Raw genomic sequence first — 12,421 nt, 5'->3', positions numbered from 1 at the left:
CCAGACCAGCTATCATAGAGGCCGGTAACACATTCCTCTGGCTCACAAGGGCACCCTATGAAAATTGGCATCCTGTCGCGCAACCGCAGGCTTTACTCCACACGTCGCCTGGTAGAGGCGGCAGCGGCGCGCGGCCACGATGTCAGTGTCATTGATGTGCTGAAGTGCTACATGAACATCACCGCCAACGACCCGACGGTCATCTACCAGCACTCCGCCGAACGGGTCGAGGCGCTGGATTTCGAGGCCGTCATTCCGCGGATTGGCGCCAGCATCACCTCCTACGGCTGCGCGGTTCTGCGTCAGTTCGAGGTGGGACACGTGTATTCTCTGAATGAATCCATCGCCATCACCCGCTCGCGCGACAAACTCCGCGCGCACCAGCTACTTGCGCGGCGCGGTATCGGCCAGCCGGTGACCAGCTACGCGCACTCGGCGCGCGCCACCGACAAGCTCATCGAATCGGTGGGCGGCGCCCCGCTGATCCTGAAGCTGACTGAAAGCACACACGGCAATGGCGTGCTGCTGGCGGAAACCAAAAAAGCGGCAGAAGCCTTGATCAATGCCTTTCGCGGTATCGGCTCGGATTTCCTGGTACAGGAATTCATCCGCGAGGCAGGCGGCTCAGACATCCGCTGCTTCGTGGTGGGCGACAAGGTGATCGCCGCCATGCAGCGCAAAGCGGTGAAGGGGGAATACCGCTCCAACCTGCATCGCGGAGGCACCGCAGAGGTGATCAAGCTGCGCCCGGAAGAGCGCCGACTGGCGGTCAAGGCGGCGCGGGTGATGGGGCTGGATCTCGCTGGCGTGGATATCCTGCGCTCGAATCATGGCCCCCTGGTGATCGAGGTCAACTCATCTCCTGGCCTGGAGGGCATTGAGAAGGCCACCGGTATCGATATCGCCAGCAAGATCATCGAATACGTGGAGAAGGACTCCCAGGCGGGCCCCAACAAGCCGACTGGCAAGGGCTGAACGGCCTAATCGGAGCTCTTGGGCTGGTATTTCGGCAAACGCAGGTCGAAGAGAATCGCCGCGGCACGCAGCGCGAAGGCCGCCGCCACGGCAGCCGGCAACGCGATCTGCTGCCCCCAGGGCTGCGCATCCAGGGCGACATAGCTCACCGCTCCCAAGGCGGCCGCGGTGACGTAGATATCCGGCTCCAGCAACACCGGCGGGCGACCGAGCAGCCCGTCGCGGATCAGTGACCCAAAGGTCGCAGTCATCATGCCCATCCCGATGGCAACCAGCACCGGCGCATCAAAGGCCAGCGCTTTCTGGGTGCCAAGCACGGAAAACAGCGCCAGCCCCAGGGCATCCGCCCAAAGCAACACACGGTGCAGGGATACAAAGAGGTGCGCCAGAAACCAGGTGGCTACCCCCGCCGCAACGCACATCCACAGGTAGGCCGTATCGCCAATCCAGAACACCTCACCCGTGTGCAGCAGCAGGTCACGCAGCGTACCCCCGCCGATACCCGTGACGGTGCCAAAAAGCAGGAACCCAAGAATATCGAGGCGCCTTTCTGCGGCCGCCAGGGCGCCGCTGATGGCGAACACCCCAACACCGACAAGATCGAGGCTGTAGACAACTTGGGTCAACTCCATAATGAACCGGCAGTCTGCTGCGGAAGGGCCTGTAGTATGCGTGCTATGATCGTCTGGAACCAACCCCGAGTTTGCACACTTATGCTCAAAAACCCCTGGTATCTGTCCTTGCTGTCCCTGGTTGCAGGACTGCTGATTATCGCGGTGCTGTACTGGTTGACCCTGGAGCCTGAGAAGGACCCTTGCAGTGCGCTGAACCAGGATGTCGGCGCCGCGGTGCTGGCGGACGACAACGGTGACCAGGACGCGCTGATGAACCGTGCAATCATACAGCGAGGCGACTGTGAACCTGCGCAGTAAGCTGCTCGGCCTGCTCAGTCTTGTTGTGCTGCCCACGACGGCAGCCGCGGACAACGCACTCGCCGACCGCGCACACCGGATTATCGAGCAGCGCTGTGTGGTGTGCCATGCCTGCTATGACGCACCCTGCCAGCTCAAGTTGGAAGCCCACGAAGGGCTTGTACGCGGCGCCAACCAGACGCTGGTCTACGATTCCACACGCCTGCTGGCCGGCGACCTGACCCGGCTGTTTGATGACGCGCAGGGGGAAGCCGCATGGCGGAAAAAAGGCTTTTACCCGGTGCTGGACAGCGCCGACCCCGCCCGGGGTGTGCTGCGACGCATGCTGGACCTCAAGCAGGCAAACCCCCTCCCCGCGAGCGGCCCCATGCCCAAAGGCTTCGATTTCCGGCTGCACCGCGATCAACAGTGCGTGCAAGCCGACGACTTCGACCAGTTTGCCGAGGACTACCCGCTGTGGGGTATGCCCTATGGTCTGCCGGCTCTGCAGCCGGACGAACACGCCACAGTGGTGAGCTGGCTGGACGCGGGTGCACCGGCAAGACGGCAGGCGCCACTGGCGCCTGACTTGCAGGCGGAAATTGTCGCCTGGGAGCAATTCCTGAACGGCAAGGACAACAGGTCACGGCTGATGGCCCGCTATGTCTATGAGCACCTGTTCCTGGCCACGCTGTACCTGGAGGCGCAGGAGCAGCCGCGCTGGTTCAGGCTGGTGCGGTCTGCGAGCCCGCCAGGCGAGCCGATCGACCTGCTGGCTACCCGCCGCCCCTTCGACGACCCCGGTGAAACCACCTTCTTTTATCGCTTGCAAAGCCTGCCCATCACGGTAGCGGCCAAGAGCCACCAGCCCTACCGTTTTGATGCGCAACGCCGCGACTGGTATCGGTCACTCTTTCTCGCGCCAGACTATGACGTTGCCACCCTGCCCGGCTACGATGAAAAGACCGCGGGCAACCCGTTCAAAACCTTCGCGGCACTGCCGGTCCGCTCCCGCTATCGCTTCCTGCTCGAGGAAGCCGAATTTACCATCATGAATTTCATCAAGGGGCCGGTCTGCCGCGGCCAGATTGCGCTGAACGTCATTGATGACCGCTTCTGGGTCATGTTTATGGACCCCGACGAACTCGACCCGGAACTGGACGGCGCGTTCCTCGAACGCGAGGCGCGCAATCTGCGCCTGCCGGCAGCCCGCACGGGTACCGTTATCGATTTGCTGCAGTGGCGGCGCTACGCCCGTGGGCATGACCGCTACATGCGCGCCAAGGCCGAGTACCTTGAACGCCAGTATGTGGAGCAGGGTCGGCGTCCGGGCCTGGAAATCATCTGGGACGGTGACGGCAGCAACCCCAATGCTGCACTGACCATCGCCCGGCACGTAGACACAGCCTCCGTGGTCAAGGGATTCGTCGGGGAAACCCCCAAGACGGCGTGGTTCATCACCTATTCGCTACTGGAGCGTATCCATTACCTGCTGGTTGCCAATTTCGACGTCTACGGCGCGGCGTCACACCAGTTGGAGTCGCGTCTTTACATGGACTTTCTGCGCATGGAGGGGGAACTCAACTTCCTGATGTTCCTGCCGGCGAGCCAGCGCCAGGCGCTGTGGCAGCACTGGTACAGGGGCGCCCCGGAATCTGCGCGTGAGCACCCCTTTGTGCACAGCGAAGCCATGCAGCAGGAGACGCCGCTGGTTTTCAGGTCCGCTGACCCCAAGTCAGAATTCCTCGGCTGGATGCGGGCGCGCCTGCACGGCGCCGAGGCCGCCAACTTCGACTACCGACGCAGCGCCAGCCCGGCTATGGTCGACGCCTTCGATAAGCTGGTCAGCGCCCGCGGGAGCCACAACAGCTTCCTGCCGGCGGTGAGCTTCGTCAATGTCATTGGCCCGGGGCGCGACGAGGCCTATACCCTGTTGCACGATGCCGGTTACAGCAACATTGCCCAACTGTTCCGGGAAGATGAGCGACGTCTGCCCGGGGAGGACGCCGTCACGGTGGTTGCCGGCCTGATCGGCGCACACCCCAACCAGTTTTTCCAGGTACATGAAAAACAGGTCCCCCTGTTCGTCGAGGATATTCTTGCCCTGCGTACGCAGGAAGACCTCAGCCTGCTGCGTCAGCGCTACGGCGTACGACGCAACTCACCCTGGTTCTGGGCGGTCAGCGACCGGCTTCACGCGCTGTTCCGCGAGCAGGACGGGCTGGCCGCGGGCGTGCTGGATTACAACCGCTACGTGGGTTACTGAAGCGCGCGTTCAGGCGTGAGGCCCGCGATTGTGCTGCCAGAGTTTCAGCAGCGCGCGTTCAATCGCCCCCTGCGCCGCCACCCCCAGTTTGTCCTGCCAGTTCTTGCGCTCGACCCAGGACACTTCGAACACATCGCGATCCTCCAGCTGTGACTGAACGTAGGCATCGCTGGTCTGCACGTCATCAATCAGTCCGATGGCAACGGCTTCACGCCCATACCAGACCTCACCCGTGGCAACCTGCTCGATATCCAGCGCCGGCCGGTTCTCCGTCACGAAGGCCTTGAACAGGGTGTGCGTTCTTTCCAGATCTTCAATGAACTTCTCCCGACCCTTATCGGTATTCTCGCCAAACAGCGTCAACGTGCGCTTGTACTCCCCCGCAGTGAGCAGTTCGAAGTCGATATCATGCTTCTTCAACAGGCGATGGAAATTGGGCAGCTGCGCCAGCACCCCGATGGAGCCGAGGACCGCAAACGGCGCGGCGATGATGCGCTGGGCGACGCAGGCCATCATATAGCCGCCGCTGGCCGCCACCTTGTCTACCGCCACTGTCAACTGTGCTCCCGCAGCGGTGATCCGCTGCAGTTGGCTGGCGGCAAGACCATAGCCATGGACCATTCCACCGGGGCTTTCCAGCCGCAGAAGGATCTCGTCACCCTCGCCAACATGCGGTAGCACAGCAGAGATTTCCTCCCGTAACTGATCGCAGGCGCTGGCTTTTATGTCGCCATCAAAATCTAGTATAAACAATTTGTTACGCGATTTTTCTCCTTTAGATTCTTGCTTTTTTGCGCGCTTCTTCGCCGCTTTGGCTTCTGCCTTCTTCGCTTTCTGGCGAGCTTTCTCAGCCAGTTTCTGCGCCGCGGGGTCGGTCATCGCGGCGCGCATGGCGTCGGCGATATCACGGTATTTTTCGTTCACTTTACGGATTTCGATGTGGCCTTCAGCGCGGGCCTTGTGCCGCTGACCAAGGGCAACCACGCCAGCAACCAGCAACAGCGCCGCCACCACAAAGGTCAGTGCCTGGGCCAGAAACAGGCCGTACTCGTAGAGATATTCCAAAGGTTTACTCCCGTGTCAATTCGCTGATGTAGTGACGGATAAGCTGCCCGGCAATGGAGCTGGGAGGCGGGACCTGGGGCAGCGCACTGTAATGAAACCAGCGTGCGTCGGCAATTTCACCGGGCTCGCAGACGATATCGCCACCCGCGTACTCGGCGAAAAAGCCCAGCATCAGCTGGCTGGGGAACGGCCAGGACTGTGAGCCGAAGTAACGCAGCCTTGTGACCTCCACGCCCACCTCTTCACGGACTTCTCGGTGCAGCGTAGCCTCTGCGCTCTCGCCGGCTTCAATAAACCCGGCCAGCGTGCTGTACATCTGGCCGGGGAAATTCGCGTTGCGCGCCAGGAGGAGCTCTTCACCACGGGTGACCAGCGTGATGACACAAGGGTTGATACGGGGATAGACGATTGTCGCGCAGGGCTCGCAGCGCATGGCGCGCTCGCGGACATCCAGCGTCATCGCCGATCCGCAGCGGCCGCAGTACTGATGGTCACGCTCCCAGGCAAGCAACTGGGATGCGCGCCCGACCAGCGCGAAGAGTCCGTCGTCAACCCGTCCCAACAACTGGTAAAGGCTGCCACGCACGAAGCGCATTGGATCCGGCTCTGCGCCGCTGTCAATCTCCACCGCGAAACACGGTTGACCGTGCCAGTAGCCGAGAAACTGCTCGCGCACAACCACCCAGCCCTGCTGCTGCAGATCGGACCTGGGCATCAGCGGCTCCGCACGCATGTCGCTGACCAGTTGGCCTGCCTGGAAGACCAGGTGCAGGGCCTCCTCGACAGATTGTGGCGCCTGGTTGTGGAATTCGACACTCATGAGGGAAATACCTCCCGCCACAGGGCACGACCGCCACTGCTGCGTTCAATGGCCTGCAGCTGCGCCTCGTGGGCGGCGAGCTCGTCGGCGCTGGCGACAATGACCGGCAGCGGCTTGCGGTCGGCGGGCAGCCGCTGGATACCCTCTCGCTTACCGCCACCCTCCTCGCCCGGACCGCGGTCAGCAAGCTGAAATGTGGTTTGCCCGCCGGTCATCGCCAGATAGACGTCGGCGAGGATCTCGGCGTCCAACAACGCACCGTGCAGGTCGCGTTGGGAATTGTCCACCGTGTAGCGACCGCAGAGCGCATCGAGGTTGTTGCGCTGCCCGGGATGGCGCTTGCGCGCCATCACCAGGGTGTCGGTCACCGTGCACAGCTGCTCCAGGCCGGGATGCTGCTCATCCAGCCGGCGCAGTTCCGCATCGAGAAAGCCGATGTCGAAGGGCGCATTGTGGATGATCAGCTCGGCGCCGCGCACGAACTCGAGAAAGTCAGCGGCTATCTGTGCGAAAACCGGCTTGTCTGCCAGAAACTCGGGCGTGATGCCGTGCACCTCAATGGCGCCCTGGTCAATATCACGCTCGGGGTTGATGTAGCGGTGAAAGTGGTTGCCGGTCAGGCGCCGGTTGACCAGTTCAACGCAGCCCACCTCAATAATTCTGTGTCCCTGGCTCACTTCCAGGCCAGTGGTCTCGGTGTCGAGTACGATCAGTCTCACAGCATGCTTCCATTTGTGCGTGTTTATCGATCAGCGAGGCGCGTTGCAGCGCCTTCGGCGACGTTTTGCAGCTCGTCGATGCCGCGATTGGCGAGCTGGTCAGCAATCTCGTTTTCCTGGTGACCGCTATGTCCCTTTACCCAGTGCCAGTGAATGCGATGACGCTGATTCTGCTCATCCAGTGCCTGCCACAGGTCAACGTTTTTCACCGGCTGCCGGGCGGCGGTTTTCCAGCCCTTTTGTTTCCAGTTCGGCAGCCATTTGGTGATGCCGTCGCGCACGTACACGGAGTCCGTCGTCAAATTGACCTCGCAGGGCTCCTTGAGGGCGCGCAGCGCTTCGATGGCGGCCTGTAATTCCATGCGATTATTGGTCGTATCTCGCGCTCCACCGTACAGGTGACGCTCGCGGCCGGCAAAGCGCAGCAGCGCACCCCAACCGCCGGGCCCGGGATTCCCGCGGCAGGCGCCATCGGTAAAGATATCCACCTGCTTCATGCCGCGTGGTCCCCGCGCGGCGCAGCGGCCGGATTGGGTACCGCCAGCCCGATCAAACGTGCACTGGGCCGTACCCGGCGCACCGGCAAAACACGCCCGCCCACCTGCTTGATGGCGTGCACGAGGTACAGCTCGCCCAGGGGCAGGCTGGCTGCCTCGCTCCACTGGTTGGCGCGCCGAGCATAGCGGGCAAGGCGCCCCTGGCCAATGACTGGCAGTGGATGCAGGTAGCGCAATGACTGTGTTTCCAGCCCCAGCAAGCGCAGCCAGTCGAGCAGTCGATGCGCACTCACGGGCGACAGGCCCTGCCACAGGGGATGCCCCGTAAAACCGCGCAGCCGGCGCGCGCCGCAACCGGGCGCGAGCGGGTTGAACCCGAGCAACAGCAACTGCCCGTGGGGAGTCAGTACCCTGTGCAACTCGCGTAGCACCTCGTGCGGGCGCTCGGTGAAGTCAAGGCAGTGATGGGCGATAACGACATCGACACTGTCACTCTCTACCGGCAGCTCATCGTGGCGGGCCACCGCGGAAACACCCGCGCCCGGCACCGGCGCCAGGTAGGCGCAATGGCCGATGCGGCTACCGGTGTAGAGCGGCTGTCCCCGGGTCTGGCCGATCTGCAGCAAATGGTAGCCAAAAGCGGTTTCCAGCAGCGGTTCCAGCGCCCTGTTCACGGCAGCGTGCAGGTGGCGGTTTGTTTCCCTGCCATACCAGGATTCCAGTTCGGCCGAAATGTCGCTACACTCGCGCATCAGTTCCCATGGTCGTTGACCGGCTCTCGTTTCATTGAGCGGCCATGTTAATGCATTTGAAGGGGTTTTGAACGTCGTCCATGCTGACAATTGAACCGATACCGGCCTTCAACGACAACTATATCTGGCTGCTGCACGATGGCACCGCGTGTGCCGTGGTTGACCCCGGCGACGCCGAACCCGTGATCAGGGTGCTGCAACAACGCGGGCTGCAGTTGACCACCATTCTTGTCACCCATCACCATTTCGACCACGTCGGTGGCCTGTCCGCACTGCTGGCGTACGCACAGCCCCGTGTTTACGGCCCGGAGAACCCCGCCATTGCCGGCATCACCCACCCTGTCGGTGCAGGGGACTCTCTGGAGGTGCTGGGCAGAACATTCAAGGTCCTGGCTGTTCCGGGCCACACCCTGGATCATATCGCCTACTTCGGCGGTGCCGTCGATGCGTCGCCACCGCTGCTGTTCTGCGGGGACACCCTGTTTGCGGGTGGCTGTGGGCGCATGTTTGAGGGAACTGCACCCGTCATGCACGCCTCACTCAGCGCACTGGCAGCACTGCCTCCAGATACCCAGGTGTACTGCGCGCATGAATACACACAGGCGAATCTGCGCTTTGCCGGCGCAGCCGATCCGGATAATGCCGCGCTTGCTGAACGCACCCGTGGCGTTGCCCGCCAACGGGCGCAGAATGAGCCTACGGTACCTTCGTCAATCGCCGTTGAGCGCGCCACCAATCCGTTTTTGCGCTGTACTGAACCGGCTCTGATTGCCTCACTCAAGCGCCAGGGGAAGTGGCAGGGCGACGCGCCCGAGTCCGTCTTTGCCGCGCTCCGATCGTGGAAAGACGAATTTTGAATATTTATCATAAATTCAAATATTTAAAGAACTTAATTCTAGTTGTTTCTGGGTTGATTCTGATCGCCGGCTGCCAGAGCCTGCCCCCGGATGAGCCCACCGAGTCAGCGAGCCCGGCGACGCTATCGGCGACTGCAGTGGCGGCGCGACGCGGCCTTGAGAACCGCAGCGTACGACTGCCCCACACCAACCCGGACGACCTCTGGGGGCGTATTCAGCACGGCATGCAATGGCAGATTCCCGAAAACCCGAGGGTTGCTGATGCGCGTGATTACTACCTGGGCCAGACGGCGGCGCTGCAGCGTGTCCTCGCCGAACGCGGGCAGCTCTATCTCCACTACATTGTGGAAGAGGTGGAACGCCGCGGCATGCCGCTGGAAATCGCCCTGCTGCCTCTGGTAGAAAGCCAGCTGGATCCTTTCGCGGTGTCGTCGCAGCAGGCCGTCGGCCTGTGGCAGATCATACCCAGCACCGGTAAAACGCTGGGCGTCAGCACGGACTGGTGGTTCGATGGGCGCCGGGACCTGCGGGACTCCACCCGTGCAGCGCTGGACTACCTGGAATATCTGCACGCCACGCTCGGCGGCGACTGGCTCAATGCCCTCGCCGCTTACAACGGTGGCGTTGGTCGCGTCACGCGGGCGGTGGCGAGCAACGAGGCCCGGGGGCGGCCGGCAGACTTCTGGTCCCTGCCCCTGCAGGGGGAGACACGCAACTACGTGCCCCGCCTGCTGGCCCTGAGCAGCCTGATCGCAGAGCCCGAGCGCTGGGGGTTGGAGCTGCCGCCGCTGCAGAACCGCCCCGCTTTCGTAGCTGTGCCTACCGGCGGCCAGCTGGAGCTGGCACGCGCTGCCCAGTTGGCAGGCGTACCCAAGGCCAGCCTGCACGCGCTCAACCCCGGGCACCTGCGCTGGGCGACGGCACCGCAGGCAGAGGAGTTGTTGCTGCCACCTGATCGGGCAACCGCATTCCAGCAACAGCTGGCACAGCTGGGGAAGGATGAGCGTGTACAGTGGGCCCACTACCGGGTACGCAGGGGCGATACCCTCAGCCGTATCGCACGACTCTATGGCACCCGCGTGGACCTGTTGCGCGAAGCCAACAACCTGCACAGCAATTTCATTCGCGAGGGCGCGACGCTCATGATTCCGCGCAGTGACGACGCCACCTTGAGCGTTGCCAGTCGCGCGGGCACCAAAATGCCCACCGTGAAGGATTACAAAGTGCGGCCCGGTGACTCGCTGTACCGGATCGCCGGCCGCTTCAAGGTCCGGGTTGAAGACATTCTCGCCTGGAATTCCCTGAATGCACGCTCACCGATTTTCCCGGGGCAGCAACTGACAATCTATGTCGGGGGCGGCTGACCCTCCAGGACCCGGCGCAGTTGCAGTCTGCCAATCTGCGCTGGGCGACTACGTACTGCAACGCTATCCCGCGCGTCGCAATGAGCAACTGCGCGCGTGGACGGGGGCAGACCTGCTGCTGCTGGACGCAGTGGCGGCCCTGCCATCACGGCCCGCGGCGGCCCTCGTGGTCAACGATGAGCACGGTGCCCTCTGCACCGCCCTGTCCGGCTGCGACATCGCCACAACCCTGTGGACCGACTCCGCGCTGTCCGCCCGCGCCAGCACGCTGAACGCGGCGCACAACGGTTTGGCGCCGCCTGAACTTGTCTGGAGCACGCAGCAACCCCAGGGGAGCCCCCAGCTGGTGCTGCTGCGCATTCCCAAGCAAAAGGCCTTGCTGGAGCAGCAGCTGGCAAGCCTGGCCCGCGCACTGCAGCCGGGTTCGCTACTCCTCGCTGCCGCCATGGACAAGCACAGGCCTGTAGGCCTGGAGCGGGAACTCGCGTACTGGATAGGCCCGACGGTGCGCGAGCGTGGCCGTCTCAAGGCACATCTCTGGCGCACGCAGGGCGGCATGCAGACAGTGCCTGAAGCGCCAGCGCCCGGCGTGGAATATGCCTCTGAGGCGCTGGGTATGACGCTGTATTCGGAGGCCAACGTTTTCAGCCGGGACGGCCTTGATATCGGCACACGGTTTCTTCTCGACCAGCTGTCACGGCTGCGCCCGGTTTCTCGCGCCGTCGACCTCGCCTGCGGCAACGGCGTTATAGGCCTGGCTGCGCTCGAGGCCGGGCTGGCAACTGAGATGTGGTTTTGCGACGAATCCGCCCAGGCCATTGCATCGGCGCGAGTCAATGCCGGTCGCTTGTTGAAAACCGCCACCCACAGCGCCAGGTTCCTGCACGGCGACGGCCTGCTGGACTGGTCGGGGCCAGCACCGGAACTCGTGCTGTGCAACCCGCCTTTCCACATCCAGCACACCGTAGACGACTTCGTTGGACGCCGCCTGATACAGCAGGCAGCGCACACTCTGGCGCCGGGCGGTGCCCTGTGTATGGTGGCCAACCGGCACCTGGACTATCGCGCCGCTTTACGCCAGGGGTTCCGGCACTGGCAGGTGCTGGCGGAGAACCGCAAATTCCGCGTTTACCTTGCCGAGCGCTGAGCGGGGTATGATTTTTTGGACGACCGTCGGGTCGTTGCGCGGCGGCAGCCAGCCCCGCTGCTGTCGGCACCCGCATCTTGCTAGAGTGCCTCATGACAATAAGATCCCCTACGGAGTCTCCCTGTGAAGTTTGTCCTCTCCACATCGTTCAGCACGGTTTCCCACCTGACACACATCGCACCTGTGGCGGATGACTACGGCTGGGAAGCCATGTCCTTCTCGGACCACGTGGTTCACCCGGAACAGATCAGCCAGCCCTACCCCTACACCGAGGACGGAAGTCGCCGCTGGGGCGCGTTTACCGACTGGCCCGACCCCTGGGTGGTGATCGGTGCGCTGGCCACCATCACCAAACGCCTGCGCTTTACCACCAACATTTTCGTGCTGCCGATGCGCAACCCGTTCATGGTGGCCAAGGCGATCAGCACGGCAGCTATCGTGTCCGATAACCGGGTAACGCCGGCCTTCGGTGTCGGCTGGTCCGCGGATGAGTTCGCTCTCATGCAACAGGATTTCAAAACCCGCGGCAAGCGCACCGACGAGATGCTGGAAATCATGCGTCTGCTCTGGACGGGTGAAATGGTGGAATACCACGGCCAGTACTACGATTTTGACCGACTGGAAATGAATCCCGCGCCCAGCGCGCGTATCCCTTTCTGGATCGGCGGTATATCCGACCCGGCGATGCGCCGGGCCGCGCGCCTCGCAGACGGCTGGGTCACCGACCTGCAGCCCTCAAGCGAGATCATCGAGAGCATTGGGCGTATTCATCAATGGCGCAAAGAATACGGGCGTGAGAATGAGCCCTTTGAGGTTATGGCGACGCCCAATGACGCCTGGGACGCCGACGGCTACCGGCGCCTTGAGGATGCCGGTGTCACCCACATCCTCACCATGCCCTGGATGTTCTATCACGGGGAGACGGAAGATCTCGCGCTGAAGATTGACGGCGTCAAGCGCTATGCTGACGAGGTTATCGCCCCACTATCCTGACCGCGCCCGGGCACTTTCTGTTCAAAGCCGCGACGCTGCTATAGAATGCTGCGCC

General features: G+C 62.9%; 13 protein-coding genes. 7 read left to right on the top strand and 6 right to left on the bottom strand.

Translation table 11 applies throughout. From position 1 onward, the window contains the following. Window positions 1-57 precede the first annotated feature (57 nt). Complete coding sequence (gene rimK / locus R3E49_RS04430) at window positions 58-975, top strand: 30S ribosomal protein S6--L-glutamate ligase (protein WP_290739443.1); 918 nt, start codon at window positions 58-60, stop codon at window positions 973-975. 5 nt (window positions 976-980) lie between these two features. Here rimK and R3E49_RS04425 read toward each other — a convergent pair whose 3' ends face one another. Continuing rightward, window positions 981-1,607: a trimeric intracellular cation channel family protein gene (locus R3E49_RS04425; protein ID WP_371293943.1), complete on the bottom strand. Its 627-nt coding sequence runs from the start codon at window positions 1,605-1,607 to the stop codon at window positions 981-983. Between the two features lie 81 nt (window positions 1,608-1,688). Between R3E49_RS04425 and R3E49_RS04420 the strand changes: the two genes are divergently transcribed. Further along, the gene (locus tag R3E49_RS04420; protein WP_371293942.1) at window positions 1,689-1,907 is read left to right on the top strand and encodes a hypothetical protein; all 219 of its coding nucleotides are present in this window, start codon (window positions 1,689-1,691) and stop codon (window positions 1,905-1,907) included. Further along, on the top strand, window positions 1,891-4,152 hold the full coding sequence (locus R3E49_RS04415; protein WP_371293941.1) for a fatty acid cis/trans isomerase: 2,262 nt from the start codon (window positions 1,891-1,893) through the stop codon (window positions 4,150-4,152). The genes R3E49_RS04420 and R3E49_RS04415 overlap by 17 nt, the downstream gene beginning before the upstream one ends. A gap of 9 nt (window positions 4,153-4,161) precedes the next feature. Here R3E49_RS04415 and sohB read toward each other — a convergent pair whose 3' ends face one another. Genes sohB through R3E49_RS04390 form a run of 5 tightly spaced genes read right to left on the bottom strand, consistent with a single transcriptional unit; the run spans window position 4,162 to window position 8,005 of the window. Continuing rightward, window positions 4,162-5,217, bottom strand: coding sequence for a protease SohB (gene sohB, locus R3E49_RS04410; protein ID WP_371293940.1), 1,056 nt, complete (start codon window positions 5,215-5,217; stop codon window positions 4,162-4,164). A gap of 4 nt (window positions 5,218-5,221) precedes the next feature. After that, the gene (gene nudC, locus R3E49_RS04405; protein ID WP_371293939.1) at window positions 5,222-6,037 is read right to left on the bottom strand and encodes an NAD(+) diphosphatase; all 816 of its coding nucleotides are present in this window, start codon (window positions 6,035-6,037) and stop codon (window positions 5,222-5,224) included. Continuing rightward, window positions 6,034-6,756 carry a DNA polymerase III subunit epsilon gene (dnaQ, locus tag R3E49_RS04400; protein WP_371293938.1) on the bottom strand — a complete coding sequence of 241 codons (723 nt, stop codon included), beginning with the start codon at window positions 6,754-6,756 and terminating at the stop codon, window positions 6,034-6,036. The genes nudC and dnaQ overlap by 4 nt, the downstream gene beginning before the upstream one ends. A 23-nt stretch (window positions 6,757-6,779) precedes the next feature. Further along, window positions 6,780-7,253, bottom strand: coding sequence for a ribonuclease HI (gene rnhA, locus R3E49_RS04395; RefSeq protein ID WP_371293937.1), 474 nt, complete (start codon window positions 7,251-7,253; stop codon window positions 6,780-6,782). Further along, window positions 7,250-8,005 carry a class I SAM-dependent methyltransferase gene (locus R3E49_RS04390; RefSeq protein ID WP_371293936.1) on the bottom strand — a complete coding sequence of 252 codons (756 nt, stop codon included), beginning with the start codon at window positions 8,003-8,005 and terminating at the stop codon, window positions 7,250-7,252. The genes rnhA and R3E49_RS04390 overlap by 4 nt, the downstream gene beginning before the upstream one ends. 80 nt (window positions 8,006-8,085) lie before the next feature. Here R3E49_RS04390 and gloB point away from each other — a divergent pair, with 80 nt between their 5' ends. The 4 genes from gloB (at window position 8,086) to R3E49_RS04370 (ending at window position 12,366) form a co-directional block, all read left to right on the top strand. Next, window positions 8,086-8,862: a hydroxyacylglutathione hydrolase gene (gloB, locus tag R3E49_RS04385; protein ID WP_371293935.1), complete on the top strand. Its 777-nt coding sequence runs from the start codon at window positions 8,086-8,088 to the stop codon at window positions 8,860-8,862. Between the two features lie 53 nt (window positions 8,863-8,915). Continuing rightward, window positions 8,916-10,226 (top strand): LysM peptidoglycan-binding domain-containing protein, encoded by a 1,311-nt coding sequence (locus tag R3E49_RS04380; RefSeq protein ID WP_371293934.1) that lies wholly within the window; start codon window positions 8,916-8,918, stop codon window positions 10,224-10,226. Next, a complete protein-coding gene (locus tag R3E49_RS04375) occupies window positions 10,210-11,373 on the top strand; it encodes a class I SAM-dependent methyltransferase (RefSeq protein WP_371293933.1) in 1,164 nt (387 codons plus the stop codon). The genes R3E49_RS04380 and R3E49_RS04375 overlap by 17 nt, the downstream gene beginning before the upstream one ends. 123 nt (window positions 11,374-11,496) lie before the next feature. Then, window positions 11,497-12,366 (top strand): TIGR03619 family F420-dependent LLM class oxidoreductase, encoded by an 870-nt coding sequence (locus R3E49_RS04370; protein WP_371293932.1) that lies wholly within the window; start codon window positions 11,497-11,499, stop codon window positions 12,364-12,366. The last annotated feature ends 55 nt before the right edge of the window (window positions 12,367-12,421 follow it).

Origin of the sequence: Haliea sp. (genome assembly GCF_041395985.1) — a bacterium.
In the GTDB taxonomy this organism is placed as follows: domain Bacteria; phylum Pseudomonadota; class Gammaproteobacteria; order Pseudomonadales; family Halieaceae; genus Haliea.
Note: the sequence above shows the minus strand (reverse complement) of the source record. Positions and strands in the feature narration are given on the sequence as shown.

Coding starts and splice junctions, on each gene's coding strand:
- rnhA (WP_371293937.1), bottom strand. CDS start 7,253: ATGAAGCAGGTGGATATCTTTACCGATGGCGCCTGCCGCGGGAATCCC.
- R3E49_RS04420 (WP_371293942.1), top strand. CDS start 1,689: ATGCTCAAAAACCCCTGGTATCTGTCCTTGCTGTCCCTGGTTGCAGGA.
- R3E49_RS04425 (WP_371293943.1), bottom strand. CDS start 1,607: ATGGAGTTGACCCAAGTTGTCTACAGCCTCGATCTTGTCGGTGTTGGG.
- rimK (WP_290739443.1), top strand. CDS start 58: ATGAAAATTGGCATCCTGTCGCGCAACCGCAGGCTTTACTCCACACGT.
- R3E49_RS04375 (WP_371293933.1), top strand. CDS start 10,210: ATGTCGGGGGCGGCTGACCCTCCAGGACCCGGCGCAGTTGCAGTCTGC.
- gloB (WP_371293935.1), top strand. CDS start 8,086: ATGCTGACAATTGAACCGATACCGGCCTTCAACGACAACTATATCTGG.
- R3E49_RS04390 (WP_371293936.1), bottom strand. CDS start 8,005: ATGCGCGAGTGTAGCGACATTTCGGCCGAACTGGAATCCTGGTATGGC.
- nudC (WP_371293939.1), bottom strand. CDS start 6,037: ATGAGTGTCGAATTCCACAACCAGGCGCCACAATCTGTCGAGGAGGCC.